13 protein-coding genes are annotated in these 20,115 nt (G+C 73.9%); 7 read left to right on the top strand and 6 right to left on the bottom strand.

The features are described from left to right. Nucleotides 1-111: 111 nt before the first annotated feature. From AB0F89_RS36035 to AB0F89_RS36020, 4 genes are all read left to right on the top strand, one after another. The gene (locus AB0F89_RS36035) at nt 112-1,167 is read left to right on the top strand and encodes a peptidoglycan-binding protein (RefSeq protein ID WP_367130753.1); all 1,056 of its coding nucleotides are present in this window, start codon (nt 112-114) and stop codon (nt 1,165-1,167) included. Beyond that, nucleotides 1,164-1,829 carry an ABC transporter ATP-binding protein gene (locus AB0F89_RS36030; protein ID WP_367130751.1) on the top strand — a complete coding sequence of 222 codons (666 nt, stop codon included), beginning with the start codon at nt 1,164-1,166 and terminating at the stop codon, nt 1,827-1,829. The genes AB0F89_RS36035 and AB0F89_RS36030 overlap by 4 nt, the downstream gene beginning before the upstream one ends. Next, a complete protein-coding gene (locus AB0F89_RS36025; protein WP_367130749.1) occupies nt 1,822-3,015 on the top strand; it encodes an ABC transporter permease in 1,194 nt (397 codons plus the stop codon). The genes AB0F89_RS36030 and AB0F89_RS36025 overlap by 8 nt, the downstream gene beginning before the upstream one ends. Nucleotides 3,016-3,081: 66 nt before the next feature. Beyond that, nucleotides 3,082-5,838, top strand: coding sequence for a tetratricopeptide repeat protein (locus tag AB0F89_RS36020; RefSeq protein ID WP_367130747.1), 2,757 nt, complete (start codon nt 3,082-3,084; stop codon nt 5,836-5,838). Here the strand turns inward: AB0F89_RS36020 and AB0F89_RS36015 are convergent. From AB0F89_RS36015 to AB0F89_RS35990, 6 genes are all read right to left on the bottom strand, one after another. Beyond that, on the bottom strand, nt 5,804-8,740 hold the full coding sequence (locus tag AB0F89_RS36015; protein ID WP_367130745.1) for a hypothetical protein: 2,937 nt from the start codon (nt 8,738-8,740) through the stop codon (nt 5,804-5,806). The two genes, AB0F89_RS36020 and AB0F89_RS36015, sit on opposite strands and share 35 nt — an antisense overlap. Before the next feature lie 31 nt (nt 8,741-8,771). Then, nucleotides 8,772-9,125, bottom strand: a complete 354-nt coding sequence (locus tag AB0F89_RS36010) for a hypothetical protein (RefSeq protein ID WP_367130743.1) — start codon at nt 9,123-9,125, stop codon at nt 8,772-8,774. Then, on the bottom strand, nt 9,122-12,775 hold the full coding sequence (locus tag AB0F89_RS36005; protein WP_367130741.1) for a tetratricopeptide repeat protein: 3,654 nt from the start codon (nt 12,773-12,775) through the stop codon (nt 9,122-9,124). Before AB0F89_RS36005 ends, AB0F89_RS36010 begins: the two co-directional genes overlap by 4 nt. 130 nt (nt 12,776-12,905) lie before the next feature. After that, entirely contained in the window at nt 12,906-14,399 is a 1,494-nt protein-coding gene (locus AB0F89_RS36000; RefSeq protein ID WP_367130739.1) for an aldehyde dehydrogenase (NADP(+)), read from the bottom strand. After that, nucleotides 14,396-15,217, bottom strand: a complete 822-nt coding sequence (locus AB0F89_RS35995; protein ID WP_367130737.1) for an NAD-dependent epimerase/dehydratase family protein — start codon at nt 15,215-15,217, stop codon at nt 14,396-14,398. The genes AB0F89_RS36000 and AB0F89_RS35995 overlap by 4 nt, the downstream gene beginning before the upstream one ends. A 28-nt stretch (nt 15,218-15,245) precedes the next feature. After that, nucleotides 15,246-16,028 (bottom strand): IclR family transcriptional regulator, encoded by a 783-nt coding sequence (locus AB0F89_RS35990; RefSeq protein WP_367130735.1) that lies wholly within the window; start codon nt 16,026-16,028, stop codon nt 15,246-15,248. A gap of 742 nt (nt 16,029-16,770) precedes the next feature. Between AB0F89_RS35990 and AB0F89_RS35985 the strand changes: the two genes are divergently transcribed. From AB0F89_RS35985 to AB0F89_RS35975, 3 genes are read left to right on the top strand one after another with little or no spacing between them, the layout of a single operon-like run. Next, on the top strand, nt 16,771-17,673 hold the full coding sequence (locus AB0F89_RS35985) for a 5-dehydro-4-deoxyglucarate dehydratase (RefSeq protein ID WP_367130733.1): 903 nt from the start codon (nt 16,771-16,773) through the stop codon (nt 17,671-17,673). Continuing rightward, a complete protein-coding gene (locus tag AB0F89_RS35980) occupies nt 17,670-18,926 on the top strand; it encodes a glucarate dehydratase family protein (RefSeq protein WP_367130731.1) in 1,257 nt (418 codons plus the stop codon). Before AB0F89_RS35985 ends, AB0F89_RS35980 begins: the two co-directional genes overlap by 4 nt. Nucleotides 18,927-18,940: 14 nt before the next feature. Further along, entirely contained in the window at nt 18,941-20,056 is a 1,116-nt protein-coding gene (locus tag AB0F89_RS35975; RefSeq protein WP_367130729.1) for a hypothetical protein, read from the top strand. Nucleotides 20,057-20,115: the final 59 nt, after the last annotated feature.

The raw sequence follows: 20,115 nt of genomic DNA, 5'->3' as shown, positions 1-20,115 counted from the left end.
GGCGGGCGCGTCGGCCATGTCCGAGTCGAGAGGTGTACCGGTGATCAGTCCTGACGGCGTCGTCCCGGCGATGCGGAGAACGTTCCGAGGCGACCCCGCGGAGGTGGCCCCATGACCAAACGAGCCCGGATCGCCTGGGGAGCGGGCGTCCTGGTCCTGCTCGGAGCGGGAAGTGCCGCCGCCGTCGGATTCGGCGGTGCGGAGCCGACGACCGCGAACGCGGCCGACCTGCCACCCGCCACGGCGAAGGTGGAGGCGACGACGCTCACCCGCGCCGAACGGGTCACCGGCGCCCTGAGCCACGGCACGGCCACCCCGACCCCCGTCGGCGCTCAGGGCACCGTCACCTGGCTGCCCGCACCCGGCGCCGTCATCACCCGCGGTCAAGCGCTGTACGAGGTGGACGGCAGGCCCGTGCCGCTGCTGTTCGGCGCGACACCGGCCTACCGGTCGCTGTCCGCCGGCGCCACGGGCCGGGACGTCCGCCAGCTGGAGGAGAACCTGTCCGCCCTCGGCCACGGCGGCTTCACCGTGGACGACACCTACACCTCCGGCACGGCCGCCGCCGTGCGCGCGTGGCAGGTGGCGTCCGGCCTGCCGGAAACGGGGGTGGTGCAGCAGTCGGACGTCGTGGTGGCCGGGGGCGAGGTGCGGGTGGCCGAGTGGAAGGTCCCACCGGGCAGCCGCGCCACCGGGCCGGTCCTCACCTACACCGGCACCACGCGGGTCGTGGTCGTCCCGCTGGACGTCGGTAAGCAGCACCTGGTGGCCGAGGGCGTGCCGGCGACCGTCGTCCTGCCGGACGGCAGGTCGGTCGACGGCCGGGTCGAGTCGGTCGGCACGGCCGCCACCAGCGCCGCCGCCGAACCGGGCGCCCCTGCCGCGACCACGGTCGACGTGGTGGTCTCGGTGGCCGACCAGGCCGCGCTCGGCCGGCTCGACTCGGCCCCGGTGGACGTCGTGCTCGTGTCCGAGCGCAAGGAGGGCGTGCTGGCCGTGCCGATCGGCGCCCTGGTCGCCCTCGACGAGGGCGAGTACGGCGTCCAGCTGGTCGAAGGCGGCGCGATGCGCTACGTGCCGGTGGAGACCGGCCTGTTCGCCGCCGGTCGGGTCGAGGTCGCCGGCGACGCCATCGCCGAGGGCGTCGAAGTGGGGGTGCCCCGGTGACGCCGGTGGTGGAGCTGCGGGGCGTGGGCCGCGACTACCACGGGGTGGTCGCCCTGCGGGACGTCTCGCTCACCGTCGAACGGGGTGAGCTGGTGGGCATCGTCGGCCCGTCGGGATCGGGCAAGTCGACCATGCTCAACCTGATCGGCACCCTGGACCGCCCCACCCGGGGCGAGGTGCTGATCGACGGCCACGCCGTCCGCGAGCTGTCGGACCGGGCCCTCTCCGCGTTGCGCGCCAACGCGATCGGCTTCGTGTTCCAGCAGTTCCACCTGTCCACCGGTGTGTCCACAGTGGACAACGTCGCTGACGGCCTCCTCTACACCGGAGCGGGCCTGCGAGAACGCCGACGGCGTGCCGCGGAGGCACTGGACACCGTCGGCCTCGGCCACCGGCTCACCCACCGGCCGCACGAGCTGTCCGGCGGCGAGCGGCAGCGCGTGGCGATCGCCCGCGCCGTGGTCGGCCGCCCGACCCTGCTGCTCGCCGACGAGCCGACGGGCAACCTGGACTCGACGTCGGGCGAGGGCGTGCTGCGCCTGCTGCGCGAGCTGAACGACGCGGGCGCCACGGTCCTGGTGATCACGCACGACCAGGGCGTGGCCGGGGCCCTGCCGCGCCGGGTGGACGTGCGCGACGGTCGGGTGGTGGGCGATGGCTGACCTGCGACCGGCCCGCCTCTCACCCGCCGACGTGCTGCGGGTGGGCGGAGCAGGCCTGCGGGCCAGACCGACGCGGGTGGTGCTGTCGGCGTTGGGCATCGCGATCGGCATCGCGGCGATGGTCTCGGTGGTGGGCATCTCCACATCCAGCCGCGCCGACCTGGACCGACGGCTGGCCGCGCTGGGCACGAACCTGCTGACCGCAGGTCCGGGTCAGACCCTGTTCGGCGAGCGGACCCACCTGCCCGCCGAGGCGGTGGGCATGATCGGCCGGATGGAGCCGGTCCTGTCCGCCACCGCGACCGGCGTCGTGGTGGACGTGAAGGTCTACCGCAACGACCGCATTCCGGAGACCCAGTCGGGCGGCATCGCGGTGCTGGCGGCGGGGCCCGACCTCCTGGCCACCGTCGGCGGCGCCGTCGCCAAGGGCGCCTTCCTCAACGACGCCACCGCCCGCTACCCGGCCGTGGTGCTGGGCCACGAGGCCGCCGAACGCCTGGGCGTCGCCACCACCGGCGAACCCGTCCACCTGGGCGGCCGGTGGTTCACCGTGGTGGGTGTCCTGCACCCGACGCCGCTCGCGCCGGAGCTCGACACCGCCGCCCTGATCGGCTGGCCGGTGGCCCGCGCGGAACTGGGTTTCGACGGCTACCCGACCACCGTCTACGCCAGGTCGCGGGAGGACGCCGTGCACAGCGTCCAAGCCCGCCTGGCCGCGACCGCCAAACCCGAACACCCGGACGAAGTGGAAGTGTCCCGACCCTCGGACGCGCTCGCGGCCAAGCAGGCGACCGACGAGACCCTGAACGCCCTGCTCCTCGGCCTGGGCGCGGTGGCGCTCCTGGTCGGTGGTGTGGGCGTGGCCAACACCATGGTCGTCTCGGTGCTGGAACGCCGGGCCGAGATCGGTCTCCGAAGATCGCTCGGCGCGACCAGGGCCCAGATCCGCACCCAGTTCCTGACCGAATCCCTGCTCCTGTCCGCGTTGGGCGGCGCGTCCGGTGCGCTGCTGGGCGTGCTCGTCACCGCGGCGTACGCCACCTACCAGGGCTGGCCCTCGGTGGTGCCGGCGTGGTCGACCCTCGGCGGGGTGGTGGCGACGACCGTGATCGGCGCGGTGGCCGGCCTCTACCCGGCGGTCAGAGCGGGCCGGCTGCCGCCCACCGAGGCGCTGGCCACCCGGTGATCCGAGCGGGTGGTGACTCCGCAAAAAGCGGGCTCCACCCGGGAAAGGTGGTGATATAGCTCGACTGTGGACGGCACCCAGCGGGCTGAAGCGGCGTTCGGCGGTGTCGCCGAGCAGGCCCTGCGCGACATCAACCATACGACCAACCACTACTACGCCGAACGACGGCCGCCGATCGCCTCGGGCACGTCGGTGGCCCCGCCGCTCGGCCGGCTCAACCACCGGGTGCGCGGCAGGTCCGAGCTGGTGGCCGAGGTGACCGACGACCTGGGCGGCTCGATCGCCGTCCTGGCCGCCGGCGGTGGTTTCGGCAAGACGACGGTCGCCCTGGAGGCGGTCCGGAACCTGCCGAAGGTCTGGTGGGTGGACGCCTCCTCCCGCGACAGCCTGGTGGCGGGCCTGGCGGAGGTGGCCTTGCAAGCGGGGGCCGACTCGCACGAGGTGGGGGAGGCGTGGGCGGGGCGGGCCGGGTCGGCGATCGAGCTGCTGTGGCGCAACCTCGACCGCCAGGCCGAGCCGTGGGTGCTGGTCTTCGACAACGCCGACGAGCCGGACGTGCTGGCCGCGTCGGGCCGCCGGGTGGGTGACGGCAACGGCTGGCTGCGGCTGCCGAGGTCGACGGGGTCGGTCCTGGTCACCAGCCGGGCCGGCGCCGGCTGGCCACCGGCCGCGCGGGTGCACCACGTGCGCCAGCTCGACCCCGAGGACGGCGCGCAGGTGCTGCTCGACCTGGCCGACGCGGGCTCACCGGAGGACGCCGCCGCACTCGCCCGGCGCCTCGGCGGCCTACCGCTGGCCCTGCGCCTGGCCGGCCGCTACCTGGCCGTGGCCAAGGACGCCCTCGCCCTGCCGGGCCTGGAACCGCCGACCACGTTCAAGGCGTACCAGGAGCGCTGGGACGAGCGGTTCACCGAGCTCACCGAGGGCGAGTCCGCCTCCCCGAGGGAGTCCCTGAGCCGCACGTGGGAGATGTCGATGGACCTGCTCGCCGAGCGGGGGCAACCGCAGACGCGGCAACTGCTGCGCCTGGTCTCGACCTTCGCCGAGGCCCCGGTGCCCGCGTTCGTCCTCGACGCCACCGTGATGGCGACCTCGGACCTGCTCCGGGACGTCACCGCGGTCCAGCTGTCGGTGCTGCTGAAGGCGCTCCAGGAGGTCGGCCTGCTCGACGTGCTGGGGTCGAGCGTCGTGGTCCACCCGGTGGTCCGCGACGCCAACCGCCACCAACCGGACTACGAGCAGAACCGGCAGGCGTACCGGGCACTGGTCGCCCGGCTGCTCCGCGCGGCCACGAAGGACCTCGACCACAGCGACCCCGCCACCTGGCCGCGCTGGCGATCGGTGCTGCCGCACCTGGCCGACCTCGGTCCGCACGACGATTCCGACCTGGACCTGGAGACCGCGACGCTGCTCTACTACGGTGCCGGTTTCACCGGTGAGATCGGCTCCCACCAGGTGGCCGAGGCCCTGTACCGCCGTGCCATCGACCTGAGCACCGGGGCGGTGGGCGCGGACCACCGGGAGACGTTCGCGGCGCGGCACGCCCTGGGCCACCTCCTCCAGGGCAAGGGCGACCTGGCGGGCGCGGAGGCCGAGCACCGGACCCTGGTCGCGGACCAGACGAGGGTGCTGGGCGCGGACGACTCCGACACGCTCGACAGCCGCAAGTGCCTCGCCGGCGTCCTGCGCGAACAGGGGCGGTGGGACGAGGCCGAGGCCGAGTTCCGCGGTGTGCTCGCCGGGAGGACGCGTGCGCAGGGTGAGACGGACATCAGCACCCTGCGGATCAGGCACGACCTCGCCGACCTGGTGGAGGCTCGCGGTGGGCTGGCCGAGTCGGAGTCGGAGCACCGCGACGTCGTCGCGGCCATGACCCGGCAGCTCGGGCCGGAGCACGTTCAGGTCACGAACGTTCGCACCTGCCTCGCCGACACCCTCAAGGAGCTGGGGCGATTGGACGACGCCGAAGCGGAGGTCCGCGACGTGCTGGCGGTGATCGCGAGTCGGAGCACGGGCGACCGCACGCCGCCGCTGGGCGCGAGGCGCCTGCTGGCGGAGGTGATGCGGCTGCGGGGTCGGTTGGCCGAGGCGGTGGCAGAGTCGCGGGCGGCAGTCATGGACAGCTCCCGGATCTTCGGCTTGGAGCACCCGATCACCTTGAGCATCCGGCACGAGTTGGGGCACCTGCTCGAATACCAGGACGACCTGGAGGCCGCCGAGGAAGAGCACCGCCGGGTGATCGAGGCGCAGGAGCGCGTGCTCGGCCCGACGCACCCGAACACGCTGAATACCCGGTCGTGCCTGGCGCAGATCCACAGCAAGCAGCGGCGCTTCGAAGAGGCGGAAGCCGGCTACCTGGCCCTGCTGCCCGTGTACGAGCGCCTGCTGGGCGCGGAACATGCCGTGCTGCTGGCGATCCGGCACCGGTTGGCCCACGCCCGCGCGGGTCGCGGTGACGTCGAAGCGGCGGAGCGAGACCACCGGGAGGTGATCGCCGCCGAGGAGCGGGTGCTGGGGCCGCTGCACCCGGATACCCTGGTCAGCAGGCACTGCCTGGCCGGCCTGCTGTACGACCAGGGACGGCACGATGAAGCCGAGGCCGAGTACCGGACGACGATCGCGCTGCGGACCCAGGTGCTCGGCGCGGAGCACCACCGCACCCTCGCGACTCGCTACAACCTGGCCGGCGTGCTGGCCGACCTCGACCGGCGGGACGAGGCGGAGGCGGAGTACCGGGCGGTGCTGGAGGTGGAGGCGCGGACGTTGGGCGCGGATCACCCGAACACGGTCAAGACGAGGGAGAAGTTGGCCGAACTCGGCTGAGCATGAGCACGGCGCCGACCGACACCGCCACGGCACCCGCGACCAGCGCGTACACCGGCAGCGCGGTCGGGATGCCCAGGTGGGCGCTGATGCCGAGGATGCGCGACAAGCCCCACGGCAGCAGGGCCAGCTGGTCGTTCCACGCCGTCAGCGCGCGGTCCAGGCCGAGCGCGGTCACCAGTGCGCCCAACGCGGCCAGCGGCGCACCGACCGCCGCCAGCACACGTCCGGCGGCAGCCGCACGGCCCAGGCCGTCGCGCAGCGCCGCGTAAGCCGCCACGAACGTCCCGGCGAACGCCGCGAAGGCCACCGCCACGTACACCGCCCGCGCCGCCGGGTCGGTCCAGAACTCGAACCAGTAGTAACCGGGCCCGCGCACCGCCAGCACGCCCAGCAGCAGCACCGAGCGCACCAACACGACCGCGCCCACCGCCGCAGCCAACCGCGGCGCCCTCGACCGGGCCGGCCACAGCACGGCGGCGAACAGCGCCCACGCGCCCAGCACCGGCAGCAGGTGGGCCGGTGCGGCGAACCACGTGAGCACCGCCCGGCTCAGCACGACCGCGACCGCGGGCACGGCCCACACCAGCACCCGGTCCGCGCGTGACGCCTCGACCCGGCGCCACGGCCTGGTCAACGCCCGCGCCCACGGTTTGCGCCACCCCAGAGCGAACAGGAGCACCAGCCCCAGCAGCACGCCGCGCGCCGTCCACGCCATCGGCTCGTCGCGCGCCGCCCTGGCCTGGCCGATGTCGGCGGCGGTGAGGTTGTAGGCGGGCAGCGCCAGGTCGTCCCCGTAGCGGCGCAGGTGTTCCGCGCGCGCAGTCCGGTACTCGGCCGCTGCCGCCCGTGCCGCCTCACGGGCGCGGGGATCGCCGGTGTCGAGCCACTGGACGTGCCGCAGCGCGGAGGTCCGGTAGGCGGCCAGCACCCCGAACAGGTCCACCTGGTAGTCGAGCGCGGCGACGAACCGCTCGCGCAGCGCCGGGTCCCGCCAGCCCGCCGGGTCGGTCGCGCCGACCAGGTCGCGCATCCGGCGCGCCGTGCCGATCGCCGCCGCGCCCTCCGCGACCGCCTCGTCCACCCGGTCGCGCCCCACCGCGTAGACCGTGCCCAGGGTGGCGCTGTCACCGGTCGGGATGTCCCACTCGAAGATCCACATCATCGGCGGCGGCTCCAGCCCGAGCGCCCGCACCCGGTGCCGCGCGTACGGGCCGACGTACAGGCCGGTGGTGATCGCCTCGCGGGACAGGGCCAGCGCGCCGCACACCGCGTGCACGACACCGGGGTCGTGCGAGAACGTGCGGCGCACCCAGTCCGCGGTGGCCCGCGCCGGGTCCTGGTCCGGGTCCCACGCCAACCTGCCGGTGACGTAGGAGTTCAGGTCGTAGAGCTGCCAGAAACCGGCCCGCAGGTCCAGCGCCCGCGGTCCGGCGAGCAGCGGGCCGCCGCCCTGCCGCCACGTCCACACCCCCTCCACGCGGGGGTTCGCCAGGAACGCGCGCAGCGCCTGCCGGTGCAGCTCGCCGAGGTCGTTCGGCAGCGCGCCGGAGCCCTCGAACTCCCGGCGGGACTGGAACTCCACGATCCGCCGGTGGTCGCCGACCAGCAGGGTGTCGTTGAGCGGCAGGTGGCTGTAGAAGTCGCCCAGGGTGTACTTGGTGGACACGACCAGCCGGTCGTCGCGCAGCTCGCCGAGCACCTCGGCGTAGGCGTCACGGCTGGTGTGCAGGTCGCCGACCTCGCCGATGCCGACGCTCCACGTGCGGAAGACGATCTCCCTGTCGTGCTCGGCCGCGACGGCGAGGAACGCCCGCAGCATCGCCCGCACCGCTTCCGGCGTGGTGACCGCGATCTCCGAGGTGAAGTCCCACCCGGCGAACCGGTAGGCCGCGCCGCCCTCGCCGATCCGGATCATCATCCCGGCCACGTGCGGCAGCCGTTCGAAGACCTCCGCCAGACCCGCCCGGTAGACCCGCCACAGCCGTTCGTCCTCGGTGTCCAACCCGCCCGCCTCGCGCTCCAGGAACGCCCGCAGCGGCGGGGAGAGGGCGAGCATGTCGGTGGACAGGAAGACCTTCACGCCCAGCTCGTGCGCGTAGCCCCAGACCGGGCCGAACGCCGCCACCATCGCCTCGGCGCGTTCCGACCGCGGGTCGCCGGGCGGGTGGACGCCGAGACCGTCGAACGTGACGTACTCCAGGAAACCGGGCACGACCACGGCGTTGTACCCGTCGGCCAGGGCGTGGTGCACCAGCGCCCGGAACTGCCGGGAGACCTCCTCGACCACGGCGAGGTCGACGTAGGGCGCCTCGGGCAGGATCGCCGCGCCCACCACGTCGGAGTTCAGCGAGTAGTCGTCGCCGGTGAACGCCGCCGGGTCGGCGGGCAGGCCGACCGCGCCCAGGTCGGTCATCCGCAACCCGAGCCGGGGCGCGACCACCCGGCCGTCGGCGACCACCTCGGCCCCGGCGCGGACCCGGTCGGCGACGGCGTACAGGCCGTTCGCGGCGCCGTTCGGGGTGCTGCCGACGACGGTCGGCCCCGGGTCGACCCGGTACGCCTCGTCGGTCAGCCCGGCTTCCAGCCGGACCTGGAGCCGACCGGTGGCCCCGACGCCCGGCCCCGGTCGGTCGCGCTCGACCAGGACGTCCGGTCGGGGACGACCGCGTTCGGCCAGCGCGTCGGCGACGGCGGTGGCGGCGAGCCGCAGCCGCGGTTCGTCGGGCACGCCGATCGAGGTGATCTCCGGCGGCGGGGCGAGCGGGCGCGGGGCGGCGGCCACCGGGCGCTCGACCGGGACGTCGGCCGGCCGCACGTCCAACCCCAGCGCGTCGCCCACCTGCCAGGCGACGAGCCCGCCGATCCCGAGCAGCACCAGCACCACGGCCACCACGCGCACCGGGCCATCGTCACACGGTTCGCGCCACGCGTCAGTCGTCGTCGGTGATCTCCTCCACGACGATCTCGATGACCTCGTCGCGCTGCTGCGGGCTGACGTCGTCGGCGGTCAGTTCGAGGCGGACGCGCCGGGCGACGACCTCCGGCTTCGGGTCCGGCGTCTTGGCGCGCAGGTCCTGGAAGACCGTCCAGGCGAGGGTGGCGGCGCTGACGATCAGGGACGCCAGGGCGATCGGGTCGAGGTACCGGTCCGGCGCGCGGTCGGGCGCGTGGAGCGCGGCGAGGACGTCGGCGCGCAGCCGGGGACCGTGGCCGGGCGCGAGGCGGTCGGCGGCGGCGAGGGCCGCTCTCTCGACGGTGGGGTGGGGCGCGGTGTTCTCGGTCATTCGCTGTCGCCGCCGTTCTCGGGATCGGGGTCGCGGACGTAGGTGCGGATGTGGTCGGGGAGCGGATCGCCGGTCAGTTCGACCCAGCGGCTTTCCAGGACGGGCTCGCCGAGCCTGTCCGCCAAGCGTGCCACCTGGCGGGGCGCGGTCCCGGCGTAGGGATGGGGGAACTCGGGGAACAACGCGATGCAGCGCAACGCCCAGTCCAGCGCTTGGCGGTCGTCACCGCGCCGCTCGGCGAGCAGTCCGAGCTGCGCGTAGGTGCGGGCGACGCCGGGCCGGTCGCCGAGCGCTTCCTTGATGGCGGTGGATCGCCGGTACCAGTGCTCGGCGTCGTCCAACCGCTCGCGGAGTTCGGCGACCATCCCGAGCTGGTGGTACGACGCGGCCGTGTGGTGCCGGTCGCCGATCCGCTCGAAGATCACGAGGGATTGCCGGAACCACTGCTCGGCGTCGTCGGGCAGTCGGCGGAGTTGGGCGACTATCCCGAGGTGGTGGTAGGAGGCGGCCGTGTTCGGCCGGTCACCGAGCTGTTCGAAGATCGCGAGGGCTTGGCGGTGCCACCGCTCGGCGTCGTCCAGCTGCCCGCGGAGTTCGGCGACCAACCCGAGCTGGTGGAAGGAGGCGGCCGTGTTCGGCCGGTCGCCGATTCGTTCGGAGGTGGCGAGGGCTTGGCGGTACCGGCGCCCGGCGCTGTCGAGGTCGCCGCGGGTGTGGGCGACCATGCCGAGCTGGTGGTACGAGTGGGCCAGGCCTGGCTGGTGGCCGAGTTGTTCGAAAGCGCTGATGGCCAGTCGGTGCAGGCGCTCCGCGTCGTCGAGCCGTCCGCGGGTGTGGGCGACCTTGCCGAGCTGGTGGTGGGTGATCGCGGTGACGAGGCGCTTCCACCCGGTGTCGGGGTGCGTGTCCAGCACGGCGGCGATCTCGGTGTAGGTGGTGTGCGCGGCGTCCACGGCGCCCGCTCGTCGGTGCCTGTCGGCCTGCGCGCTCACGAGGTACAGCCAGAGCCCTCCCGCCGGTGTGTCGAGTGGCGGCGGCGTGCCGTCGTCGTCCTCCACGAAGTGCCGGCCCCGGTCGACCCAGGCACGGGCTTCCTCGGTCTGGCCGGTCAGTTCCCAGTACTCGTCCAGGGCCTCGGCCATCGCCTGGGCCGCCGGCCACAGGCCGTTGGCCAGCGCCAGGCCGAGGAAGTGCCCCAGGGTTTGTCGTTGCAGGTCGAGCAACGCGTGCGCCACGCCGGCCTCACCGCTCATGAGCTGCTGCCGCAGCCACCGGGCGAAGGTCGCGTGCGCGTGCAGCAGGGCGACCTCCGCGGCGGCGCGGTGGTCGTCGTGGTGGTCGGGGTCCGAGGTGCGCCAGTCCTCGGCGAGGTGGGTCGGCAGCGCGGGGTGGATGGCGTACACACCGCCCAAGGCGGTCAGCAACCCGACCTCGGCGGCCCGGTCGAGCACCGCCTGCCACCCGAAGGCGTCCAGTTCCCGCAGGTGCGCCGGCGCGTCCGGCGTGCGGGAGAAGGCGCCGAGGACGTTGAGGTCGACCACGCCGTGGAACAGGCAGACCACGTGCAGGGCCCGCCGCGTGCCGGGGTCGAGGTGGGCCAGCGAGTAGTCGATGCTCTCGGTCAGCGACCCCGTGCGCCCGGCGCCGTGGCCCCGGGGCAGCGCGGCGGTCCCGCGCAGCCCGGCGAGGACGACCCCGGGATCGTGCTCGGCCAGGTGGGGGAGGATCACCCGCATGCTCAGCGGATGACCGTTCAGCCAGTGCAGCAGGTCGGCGAACTCGCGACCGCCGCGCCGCGCCGCGGCGGTCGGGTACGGGGCCAGGAGCTGGTCGGCGTACTGCACGGCCTCGTCGTGGCCCAGCCCGTCGACCCGGATGCGGCGCACCTCGCCCAGCCAGTCCTCGGCCGTGCGACTGGTGATCAGCACGAGACCCGACCCGGTCAGCCGGCGCAGGAAGTCCCGCAGCTCCTCCCGCGCCGCCCGGCTGAGGGCGGGGGTGGCGGAGGTGGGGTCGGGCATGGTGGCCACGGACTCGAAGTTGTCCCAGATGACGAGGATGCGCTCGTTCGCCAACGCGGTGAGCACCGCTCGCACGCGCTGCGCGCGGTCCAGGCGGCTGAACTCGGCGCCGAACAGGGCCAGGCCGATCGTGGCGAGCACGCCGTCCAGGCCGAAGGACGCCACCCCCGGTTCGAACGAGTGCCAGACCACCCACTCCGGCCGCCGCACCGCCCCGGTGTCCCGCCACCACCGGCCGAACGCCTTGGCCAGCTCGGTCTTGCCGGTCCCGCCGGTCCCGTGCAGCACCACCGCCCGGTGCGTGCGCGCGGCGACTTCCAACGCGTGGAACAACCCGTCCCGGCCGACGAACTCCCCGGTGGGCGCGAGCCGGTCACCGACCCCGTCACCGCGGTCCCCGCCGTGGACGCGGTCCAGCGCCTCGCCGAGCTGCAACCCGCCACGCGCGCCCGGCGTGCTCCGCAGCTCCGGGAACCGCACGTCACGACGCAGGTAGTGCACCGGAACGACCCAGTCCGCCAGCGGCAGCGGGCCCCTGAGGCTCGGCCGCTCGGGCCGCTGCGCCATCCGCGCCCGACCCACCCGCACCGCCTGCGAGACCGAGTCGCCGACGAACAGCCGCTCGTAGAACGCGGTCATGAACTCCGCCGCGGCCACCGCGTACACGCTGTAGGCCATGGCCACCACGGCGGACGCGCCGCCGGCCAGCAGCCGGGTCGCCACCGCCGCCTCCAGCTGCCGGCCGACCGCTCCGGACTGGCACGCGTTGAGCACCACCAGCGGCACCCTGGCGCAGGCCAGCACCTGGCCGATCCGCTCCGCGGGCACGTGGTCGGCGCCGCCGCCGTCGTCCCTCTCGAACGCCAGCACGCCCTCGCCGTCGGCGGCGAAGCTCCACGGCGCCCCCGCCCCCGCCGCGCGGGCCCCGGTCAGCACGCCGTGCCCGTCGAAGTGCACCACCTGGAACGGCCGCCCGGCGTCCTCCGCCTCGGCCAGCGCCCGTTCCAGCGCGGCCAGCGTCGGCGGTCGCAGCACCACCAGCTCCACCCGACCCCGCACGACCTCCAGCGTGCGGACCAACGGCCGCGCGATCATCCGGTACCCGACGTCCGACGCCCCGGCCGGCCGCGAGATGACCATCAGCACCCGCAGCCGGTCGCCGCCGACCTCGAACGTCGTCCCCGGCGCCGCCGACGGCACGCTGCGGCTCAGCTCGAACCCGTCCAGCACCAGCGGCGCGGCCACCGCCGGGTCGCGCATCAGCTCCCACGGCAGCCCCAGCACGCCCGGCGCCGCCGAGCGCACCACGATCTCCGCCGGACCGCGCATCCGGGACCGCACCGCGACGTAGGCGTCCCGCGCCGCCCCCGCGCCGAACACCGCCGCGAACATCGCCTCACCCCACCCGGGCAGGCGACCCGCGACCTCCGGTCCCCGAGACTCGTACACCCCGAACGGCGCCCGCAGGTAGTCCTCCAGGTACCACCGGAGCTCGTCCAACTCCTCCTCGCCCAGGGGCCGGCCCAGCTCGACGGCCGGTCCCGCGGGCGTCGGCAACTCGCCGTCCAACCAGGCCGTCACCGACACCCGCCCGTCACCGCCGACGTCGACCAGCAACCTGTCCGCCACCGCGCACCAGAGCCCCTTCCAAGTCCCTGTTCGACGGGTGGTGGCGCACCGTTACGCCGAACCGCCCCGCGGGACGCGAAAGCGCCACACCCGCCGACCGGGGTCGACGGGTGTGGCGCGGAGGTCGTGCTCAGCGGGCGTCGAGCACCCCGTCCACCCGGCGGGGGATGCCCAGCGGGTTGGACTCGCGCAGCTCGGCGGGCAGGAGGTCGTCCGGCCAGGACTGGTAGCTCACCGGCGCCAGCCAGCGCCGGATCGAGGTGGTGCCGACGGACGTGTGCAGCGGGTTCGTGGTGGACGGCCAGGGGCCGCCGTGGTGCATGCCCCACGCCACCGCGACACCGGTCGGCCAGCCGTTGAAGATCAGCCGACCCACCACCGGCCGCAGCGCCTCGGCGACCCGGCCCGCGTGCTCGTGCTCGGTGTCGGCGGCGTGCACGCTGCCGGTGAGGGTGCCGGGCAGGCGGGGGAGGACGGCCTCCAGGTCGGCCGGGTCGCTGTAGGTGACCACGACCGCCGCCGGGCCGAAGTGCTCCTCGGTGAGCTTTTCAAGGTTGTCCGCGAACTTGTCCAGCGACACCTGGAACAGCCGGGGCTCGACGGTCCAGCCCTCGGTCGGCGCGGTGCCCTCGGCGACCAGCGCGGCCAGGCCGGAGGCGGCCAGGTCGTCGGTGCCGGAGCGGTACGAGTCGCACATCCGCTCGTTCAGCATCGGGCCGCCCACGGCCGCCTTCACGGCGTCCGCCAGCGCCGGGACCAGCGGTTCCGGCGCGAACAGCAGACCGGGGTTGGTGCAGAACTGGCCGACGCCGAGGGTGAGGGAGCCGACGAACTCCGCCGCGAACCCCTCGGAGCGCGCCGCGGCGGCGTCGGGCAGCACCACGGTCGGGTTGACGCTGCCCAGCTCGCCGTAGAACGGGATCGGGTCGGGGCGGGAGTTGGCCAGGTCGAACAGGGCCCGGCCGCCCACCGTCGACCCCGTGAAGCCCACCGCCTTGATCGACGGGTGCCGCACGAGCGCCACGCCCGCCTGCTGGCCGTGCACCACGCCGAAGACACCGGCGGGCACGACCGACTCCACGACCCGCGCCGTCGCCTCCGACGTGCCGGGGTGCGACGGGTGCGCCTTCACCACCACCGGGCAGCCCGCGGCCAGCGCGGACGCCGTGTCGCCGCCCGCCACCGAGAACGCGAACGGGAAGTTGGACGCCGAGAACACGCCGACCGTCCCGATCGGACGGAGCATCCGCCGCAGCACCGGCCGCGGTGGGACGATGTCCGGGTTCGCGGAGTCCAGCGTCGCCTCGACGTAGCTGCCCTCGCGCAGCACCTCGCCGAACAGCCGCAGCTGGTTCGTGGTCCGCTTCAGCTCGGTCGTCAACCGCGGCACGCCCAGCGCCGTCTCCGCGTCCGCGATCGCGACCAGCGACCCGGAGGCCGCGTCCAGCGCGTCCGCCACGGCGTCGAGCACGTCGGCCCGCTCCGCCGCCGGTCGCGCGGCCCACGCCGGGAACGCCGCCTCACCGGCGCGCGCCAGCACGTCGACCTCGCGGTCGGACGTCTCCGGCACCGCCTCGCCGACCGGTTCGCCGGTCCGCGGGTTGAACCCCTGCACGCCGCTCACCGGCCGGCCTCCTTCACCGCGGTGTCGAACTCGGGCGTGCACCACACGCCGCCCAGGTACACCATCGCGGGCGAGTCCGGCGCGGGCGGGCCCGCCGCCAGGACCTCCTCCGCGTACACCTCGGAGTCGTCCTCCGACTTGTAGCCCAACTCCTCCGCCTCGGTCAGCGAGAACCAGCGCCGCGTGTTGTCCGAAACGCCCCAGACGACCCGGAAACCGGGCGACGGCGCCGCGAGGCACGCCTCGAACAGCCGCGCGCCGTCGTCCGGCGACAGCCACGTCGACAGCATCCGCGCGTCCCGGGGCTTCTCGAAGCACGACCCGATCCGCACCGCGATGACGTCCATGCCGTACCGCGACGCGTACAGGCTCCCCAACGCCTCCAGCGCCACCTTGCTCACGCCGTAGTACGTGTCGGGCTGGGGGAACAGGTAGTCGCCCGCCTCACCGGTCGCCCGCTCGTAGTACCCGACCGCGTGGTTGGAGCTGGCCAGCACCACCCGCGGCACACCGGCCCGGCGCGCCGCCTCCAGCACCACGTGCGTGCCGTTGATGTTGACGTCCAGGATCTCCGCCCACGGCCGCTCCAGGCTGTGCCCGCCGAGGTGGATCACCGCGTCGACGCCCGCGCACGCCTCGTCCATCGCGGCCTGGTCGGTGACCGACGCCGTGACCAGCTCGACCCGCTCACCGTCGGCGGCCGGCGGCGGCGTCGCGATGTCGAGCAGGCGCAGGGTCCGGTCCGGCGCGGCCAGTCGGGTGCGCATGAGCGTGCCGACTATGCCGGCGGCGCCGGTGATGAGGATGCGTGCGGTCACGGTGAGCCCTTTCGGATCAAGACGCGGATCAGCGGCCGAACTGGCGCAGCAGCTCGGTGATGGTGCGGGCGGCGTGCAGCAGCGCCTCGACGACCTGCCGCTCGTGGTCGGGGTCGAGCCGGCCGAGCGGCACCGAGCAGCTCATCGCGTCCAGCACCGGGTTGCGGTACGGCAGGGCGACGGCGAAGCAGCCCAGGCCGGGCGTGTTCTCCTCGCGCTCGTGCGCGTACCCGATGGCGCGGAACCCGGCCAGCTGCGCGTGCAGCGCCGGCCGTTCCACGATGGTGTTCGGCGTCAACGGCGTCAGCCGGGCGGGCAGCACCGCGTCGACCTCGGCGGGCGTGCGGGCGGCCAGCAGCGCCTTGCCCAGCGACGTGGAGTGCGCGGGCAGCCGGCGGCCGACGCGGGACACCACGCGCAGGTGGTGCTCGGACTCGCGGCTGGCCAGGTACACGACGTCGCCGCCGTCGAGGCGGGCCAGGTGGACCGTCTCGTTGATCTCCCGGCGCACCTGCTCCATCACCCGGATGGCGACCTGCACCACCGGGTCGTGGTCGAGGTACGACGTGCCGACGAGCAGGGCGCGCACGCCGATGCCGTACGTGCCGCGGGTCGGGTCCAGTTCCACCCACCCGCGGGCGACGAGCGTCTGCAGGAGCATGTAGAGGCTCGACTTCGGGTAGCTCAGCTCGCGGTGCAGTTCGGTCAGCGTCAGCGGGCGGTCCGAGGCTGACAGCACTTCGAGCAGTTCCACAGTCCGATCGGCCGACTTGACCGCGTTCGGCCGAGCGGGTGACGCGGGTCCAGTCACCAAGTCCTCCACGGGAAACGTTCCGGCAACACGCACTTGACACGTCGCTGCGCCGATTCTTACAGTCCGCCCAACACGTTCACAAGTACGACCGCACTTCACATATATGAACAACACGGTGGTGAACAGGAGTCACCGAAGATGACACCCTTCCGGCGGTGCGCCCGAGGTCCACACCGAGCCGCCCGCCCGGACCACTTCACCACCCGCAACGGTGAACCGCTCCGACCGCCGCCGGTTGCGCAACTCCTGGACTTGGACCGCCGGGTCACCCAAGGTTGCCCGGTGACAGCGGTGCGCACCGCCCGGAACGTGGGGGCGCCGGCCAGTGGCGGCGGTGCCGTCGCTCCCCACCTCGTGGGGCGGCCCGAAGAGGGCCGCTCCACGGGAACCGGCGCCGCCACCCGCACCACGTCGGCGGGGACTCGCCCATCAGCGCCGATGGCGCCCTGCTGCTCCACCTCGTCGTCAGCGTGCTCGCCGCCTGTGCGCTGCCGCACGAGGAAAATCCGCGGTCGGACCACCGCCCGCGCCCCGCGGGTCGGGGCGGGGCGGCGACCGCGGCAGGCGCGGGGAGCCCGAGGATCTTCCCCCGGATCCGCGGTCCCCTGTGCCGGCCCGCGCTCGACGGACCGCACGTCGACCGCCGCGCCGGCGCCGAGTCCGCTCGCGCGCCGGTCGCCGCACAAGTCCTTCCTGCGTGGGATCACCACCGGAGCGATCAAGGGATGAAGGTCTGGGTATGCAACTGGATGGGGTGCTGTTCTTCCCGGTGACGCCGTTCGACGCGGACGGTCGGCTCGCCGAGGACGTGCTGGCCGAGCACGTCGAGCGCGGGGTGGCGGCGGGCGCCGGCGGTGTGTTCGTCGCCTGCGGCACGGGCGAGTTCCACGCGCTGGAGCCGTCGGAGGTCGAGTGCGCGGTGTCCGTCGCGGTCCGGGTGACCGCCGGTCGGGCGCCGGTGTTCGCGGGCGTCGGCGGTGCGCTGCCGACGGCCAAGCGGATCGCCCGGGACGCCGCGCGGGCGGGCGCGGACGGCTTGCTGCTGCTGCCGCCGTACCTGGTGACCAACCCGGCCAAGGGGCTGGTCCGCTACGTGACGGAGGTCGCGGGCGCGTCCGACCTGCCGCTGATCGTCTACCAGCGCAACAACGCGGTGTTCACGCCGGAGACGGCGGTGGAGGTCGCGTCGCTGCCCAACGTGGTCGGGTTCAAGGACGGGCTCGGCGACATCGACCTGCTCAACCGCATCGTGCTCGCGGTGCGCTCGGCGGTCGACAAGCCGTTCCAGTTCTTCAACGGCCTGCCGACCGCGGAGCTGACCGTGCCCGCGTACCGGGGCATCGGCGTCGACCTGTACTCGTCGGCGGTGTTCTGCTTCGCGCCGGAGATCTCGCTCGGCTTCTACCGCGCCGTGCACAGCGGTGACCAGGCGTTGGTCACCCGGTACCTGTTGGAGTTCTACAAGCCCCTGGTCGAGTTGCGCGACAAGGTGCCCGGCTACGCGGTGTCGCTGGTCAAGGCGGCGGTCCGGAGCACCGGGCTCGACGTCGGCGGCGTCCGGCCGCCGCTGCTCGACCCGACGCCCGAGCACGTGGCGGAGTTGGAGAAGGTCGTCGCCGCCGGACGGAGCCTGGCCGGATGAGGATCACCGACATCACCATCACCCCCGTCGCGTTCCGCGACCCGCCGCTGTTGAACTCGGTGGGGGTGCACGAGCCGTGGGCGTTGCGCACGATCGTGGAGGTTCACACCGACGAGGGAATCTCGGGGCTCGGTGAGAGCTACGGCGACATCGGCCACCTCACCCGGATGCGCACGGCCGCGCCCACCCTGGTCGGGCTGGACGTGCACGAGCTGAACGAGATGCACGCTCGGATCACGACGGCGCTGGGCGGCGAGGCCGGGTCCGACCGGCACGGGCTCACCGGGCCGCTGACCGTCGAGTCCACCGTGGACCGCGTGTTCTCGGCGTTCGAGGTGCCGACGTGGGACATCCGCGGCAAGGCCCTCGGCCGCCCGGTGAGCGACCTGCTCGGCGGCGCGGTGCGCTCCGCCGTGCCCTACAGCGCCTACCTGTTCTACAAGTGGGCCGGGCACCCCGGCGCCGAGCCGGACGAGTTCGGCGAGGCGCTGGACCCGGCCGGCATCGTGGCGCAGGCCCGGCTGCTCATCGACCGGCACGGGTTCGGCTCGATCAAGCTCAAGGGCGGTGTGTTCCCGCCGGAGCAGGAGGTCGAGGCGATCCACGCGCTGCGCGAGGCCTTCCCGGACTACCCGCTGCGGCTCGACCCGAACGCGGCGTGGACGCCGGAGACGTCGTTGAAGGTCGCCGAGGCGCTGGACGGCGTGGTCGAGTACCTGGAGGACCCGGCGCCGGGCATCAACGGGATGTCGGAGGTGGCGGAACGCGCGCCGATGCCGCTGGCGACGAACATGTGCGTCATCGCGTTCGACCACATCGCGCCGTCGGTGGAGGTGGACGCGGTGCAGGTCGTCCTGTCCGACCACCACTACTGGGGCGGGCTGTCCCGGTCCAAGGAGCTGGCCGGGATCTGCCGGGCGTTCGGCATCGGGCTGTCCATGCACTCGAACTCGCACCTCGGCATCAGCCTCGCCGCGATGACGCACCTGGCCGCCGCCACGCCGAACCTGAACTACGCGTGCGACACCCACTACCCGTGGAACTCCGCCGACGACGTGATCACGCAGCCGTTCACGTTCGTCGACGGCGCGGTGCCGGTGCCGACCACGCCGGGGCTGGGTGTCGAGCTGGACCGGGACGCGCTGGCGCGGCTCGCGGAGAACTACCGGACGTGCGGCATCGTGCAGCGCGACGACACCGGTTACATGCAGGAGCACGACCCGTCCTACGAGAGGAAGCGCCCCCGGTGGTGACCACCGTTGCGCATTTGTACCCCTGGGATGTCGTAGGCGACCCGTCCGCTGTCGAACGGGTCGCTTCGCTGGGTGTGGACGCGGTGGCGTTGGCCGCGTCGTACCACACCGTGCGGGCCGCGACGCCATTCCACCCGTCGCGGCGGATGGTGGACGCGCGGCACGCCGCGTTCTACCTGCCGGTGCGGGAGGCGGTGTGGCGGGACAAGCGGCTGGCGCCCGCCGAGCCGTCCTGGATGGACAGCCCCGACTCCTACGGCGAGGCTTCCGACGCGTTGCGGGCGGCCGGGCTGCCGGTGTACGCGTGGACCGTGCTGACGCACAGCAGCCGATTGGGCGATGCTCACCCCGACGTAGTGGTGCGCAACGCTTTCGGGGACGCCTATCCGTACGCGCTGTGCCCGTCCCACGATGACGTGGTCGAGTACGCGCGGACGCTGGTGTCCGAGGTGCTGGAGCTGGGGCGGCCGGACGGGGTCGTGCTGGAGGCGTGCGGGCCGCTCGGGTTCTTCCACGGCGGCCACCACGAGAAGACCGACGGCGCGGACTGGTCGGCGGTGCAGCAGAAGCTGCTGTCGCTGTGCTTCTGCTCGGCCTGCTCGGGGCGTTACGAGGACGTGGACGGGCTGCGCGCGCTGGTGCGCGCGGGGGTCGACGGTGGGGCGACCAGCGTCGAGGAGGCCCTGGGCGACCGGGCCGCCTCGGTGCGCGACGTCCGCACCGGCATCTCCCGCTCGCTGCGGCGTGAACTGGTCGGTCTGGTCCGTTCGACGGCGCCGGCCACCCGCGTGGCCCTGCACGCGACAGCCGACCCGTGGGGCACCGGACCGTTCGCCACGGTCGCCGGGGGCGTCGACGCCGATGTCGACGTCCTGACCCTGACGTGCTGGCCCGGCGTGGAAGCCTCGCTGCCCGCCATCCGCGCCCTGCGCGCGGAAGCCCCGGGCACCCGCACCGCCGCCTACGTCCTCGCCCTCCCCCCGAAACCGGCCGACGGCGACGCGCTCCTCCGGGAGTGGCTGGCCTACACCGACGCCGGCGTCGAGGAGCTTCACCTCTACCACGCCGGCCTGGCCTCCCCCTCCCGCCTCTCCGCCCTCCGCCAAGCCCTCACCTCCCTCACCCCCTAACCCGCGAGAGTCCAACGCTCAGCCGTCGAGAGTCCTACGTTCACGACACCTGAGTTCAA

Source organism: Saccharothrix sp. HUAS TT1, assembly GCF_040744945.1.
Taxonomy (GTDB): Bacteria; Actinomycetota; Actinomycetes; order Mycobacteriales; family Pseudonocardiaceae; genus Actinosynnema.
Note: the sequence above shows the minus strand (reverse complement) of the source record. Positions and strands in the feature narration are given on the sequence as shown.